The organism is Micromonospora sp. NPDC003776 (assembly GCF_053605645.1).
The window spans coordinates 1-2,603 of sequence record NZ_JBSGJR010000775.1; the positions used below are offsets into that span (position 1 = coordinate 1).

Here is a 2,603-nt window from a genome sequence, read left to right on the forward strand (position 1 = left end):
CCCGCCCCCGACGATCGCCGCACGGCCCGGTGCCGGCGCCACCGGGCCGACGGTGCCGGGAACGACGAGCAGCAGGACGGACAGAGCCGGGACGGCCCGGCGCCACAGCTTCCACACGCCCGGCACCCTGCCCCACGTTTACCGCCCCCGACCAGCGCGACCGGCCGCCACTGTGGACGGCGATCCCGTTGTGGACGGACCTCGCGCGGGGAGCTGGTCTGGTAGGCGTCCGCCCTATGCTGGCCGCGTGACGAAGGACTGGTACGCCTGGCACGCCGACTACGGCCAGCCGGACTCGGCCCTGTCCCGGCGGCTGGCCGAGGTGCGGATCCGCGTCCGGGAGGCGCTGGACCGGGCGCCGGCGGGCCCGCTGCGCGCGATCAGCCTCTGCGCGGGCCAGGGACAGGACCTGATCCCGGTGCTCGCCGCCCATCCCCGGCGCGACGACGTGACCGCCCGCCTGGTCGAGTTGGACCCGCGCAACGCGGAGGTGGCCCGCCGGGCCGCCGCCGAGGCCGGGCTGAGCCGGGTGGAGGTGGTGGTGGGGGACGCCGCGTGCACCGACCGGTACGCGGACCTGGCACCGGCGGATCTCGTGCTGGCCTGTGGCATCTTCGGCAACATCGTCGATGCGGACATCCGGAACACCGTCCGGCACTGCGCCGCGCTCTGCGCCACCGGCGGCACGGTCTTCTGGACCCGGCACCGCCGGGAGCCGGACCTGGTGCCCACCATCTGCGAATGGTTCGCCGAGGAGGGTTTCGTGCCGGTCGCGGTGCGCAGCCCCGCCGACGGGGTCGGGGTGGGTGTGCACCGCTTCACCGGCCCGTCCCGCCCACTGGAGGCCGGGGCGACGATGTTCGAGTTCGTCGGCTACGACCGCCTCACCCACCCGTGAACACCGGATCCGAGGGAGAACCAGCGCGATGACCACCGTGGACGATGTCAGCCGGCCCTCCCGGGTCGCCGGGCCGGACGAGGCGATCAGCGCCGAGGAACTGCAACTCGCCGCGCGCAACCACGGCATTCCGCTGGAGGCGCTGCGCTACGACGTGACCCCCGCCGGCCTGCACTACCTGCTCATCCACTACGACATCCCGGACGTCGACCCGGCCACCCACGTGCTGACCGTGGACGGGGCGGTGGAGCGGCCGCTGCGCCTGGACCTGGCGGCGTTGCGGGAGCTGCCCCGGGTCACCCACCGGGTGACGCTGGAATGCGCCGGCAACGGGCGGGCACTGCTGCGCCCCCGCCCGGTCAGCCAGCCGTGGCTGGTGGAGGCGGTGGGCAACGCCGAGTGGACGGGCACCCCGCTGGCGCCGCTGCTGCGCGCGGCGGGGCTGTCCGGGGACGCGGTGGACGTGGTCTTCACCGGCGCCGACCACGGGGTGGAGCGCGGCGTCGAGCAGGACTACCAGCGGGCGCTGCCGGTCGCGGACGCGCTGCGTGAGGAGGTGCTGCTCGCGTACGAGATGAACGGCGCTCCGCTGCTGCCGCAGCACGGCGCCCCGCTGCGGCTGATCGTGCCGGGCTGGTACGGCATGGCGCACGTGAAGTGGCTACGCGACGTCCGGGTGCTCACCGAGCCGTTCGACGGCTACCAGAACGCGGTGGCGTACCGGCTGCGGCGGGACGCCGACGACCCGGGCGTGCCGGTGACCCGGATCGAGCCGCGGGCCCTGGTACGCCCGCCGGGGTTCCCGGACTTCATGTCGCGTACCCGGGTGGTGCGGCCGGGAAGCTGCACGGTGGACGGTCGGGCCTGGTCCGGTCACGCGCCGGTGACGGCCGTGGAGGTGACCTTCGATGGCGGCACGACCTGGGTCGCGGCCGAGCTGGCGGAGCCGACCGGGGGCGAGTGGGCGTGGCGGCGCTGGCACGTCGAGTGGCGGCCGACGCCGGGCCGGTACGTGCTGGGGGCGCGGGCGACGGATGCCTCGGGGCGGACGCAGCCGGTCGAGCAGCCGTGGAACCGGGGCGGGTTCGCCAACAACCTGGTGCAGCGGGTCGAGGTGGTGGTGCCGGCGGAGTGAGGCGCCAGCGGCGGCCGGGGCGCGGAGCCGCCCCGACGCCGGGGATGGCTCAGCCGCCGAATCCGGAATCTGCGGGAAGGGAGATGTCGGGCTTTTCGAGCTCTTCCACGTTGACGTCCTTGAACGTCATCACCCGGACATTCTTCACGAACCGCGCGGGGCGGTACATGTCCCAAACCCAGGCGTCGTGCATCTCGACCTCGAAGTAGACCTCGCCGTCCGAGTTACGCACGTGCAGGTCGACCTGGTTGGCGAGGTAGAACCGGCGCTCGGTCTCCACCACGTAGGAGAACTGGCGGACAATGTCGCGGTACTCCCGGTAGAGCTGCAGCTCCATCTCGGTCTCGTACTTCTCGAGATCTTCCGCGCTCATCGCACTCCGCCTTCCATGGCCACATCTTCCCCCACGGGCGCCGGGGGTCGCGGCTGCTCGCCCAACGCCACGCCGACGGTACCCCCTGACGCGCCGGAACGCTCCACCGGCTCGTCCCGGCCGCGAAGCTCATCCGTCCGGCCGCCCGGACGCTCGCCCGCCCCGCGAAGCTCGTCCGCCCCGCCGCCCGGACGCTC

At 73.8% G+C, this 2,603-nt stretch carries 3 protein-coding genes; 2 read left to right on the top strand and 1 reads right to left on the bottom strand.

Annotated elements, in window-relative coordinates:
* Nucleotides 1–247: 247 nt before the first annotated feature.
* Together ACWEVO_RS34720 and ACWEVO_RS34725 are read left to right on the top strand one after the other, a co-directional pair.
* A complete protein-coding gene (locus tag ACWEVO_RS34720; RefSeq protein WP_452311645.1) occupies nt 248–898 on the top strand; it encodes a methyltransferase domain-containing protein in 651 nt (216 codons plus the stop codon).
* Between the two features lie 28 nt (nt 899–926).
* Nucleotides 927–2,033, top strand: coding sequence for a sulfite oxidase (locus ACWEVO_RS34725; protein WP_452311646.1), 1,107 nt, complete (start codon nt 927–929; stop codon nt 2,031–2,033).
* A 49-nt stretch (nt 2,034–2,082) separates the two neighbouring features.
* Here ACWEVO_RS34725 and ACWEVO_RS34730 read toward each other — a convergent pair whose 3' ends face one another.
* Nucleotides 2,083–2,406 (bottom strand): DUF2469 domain-containing protein, encoded by a 324-nt coding sequence (locus ACWEVO_RS34730; protein WP_007075222.1) that lies wholly within the window; start codon nt 2,404–2,406, stop codon nt 2,083–2,085.
* Nucleotides 2,407–2,603: the final 197 nt, after the last annotated feature.

Excerpts from the sequence above, each read along its gene's own strand:
- ACWEVO_RS34725 (WP_452311646.1), top strand. The coding sequence starts at position 927 with ATGACCACCGTGGACGATGTCAGCCGGCCCTCCCGGGTCGCCGGGCCG.
- ACWEVO_RS34730 (WP_007075222.1), bottom strand. The coding sequence starts at position 2,406 with ATGAGCGCGGAAGATCTCGAGAAGTACGAGACCGAGATGGAGCTGCAG.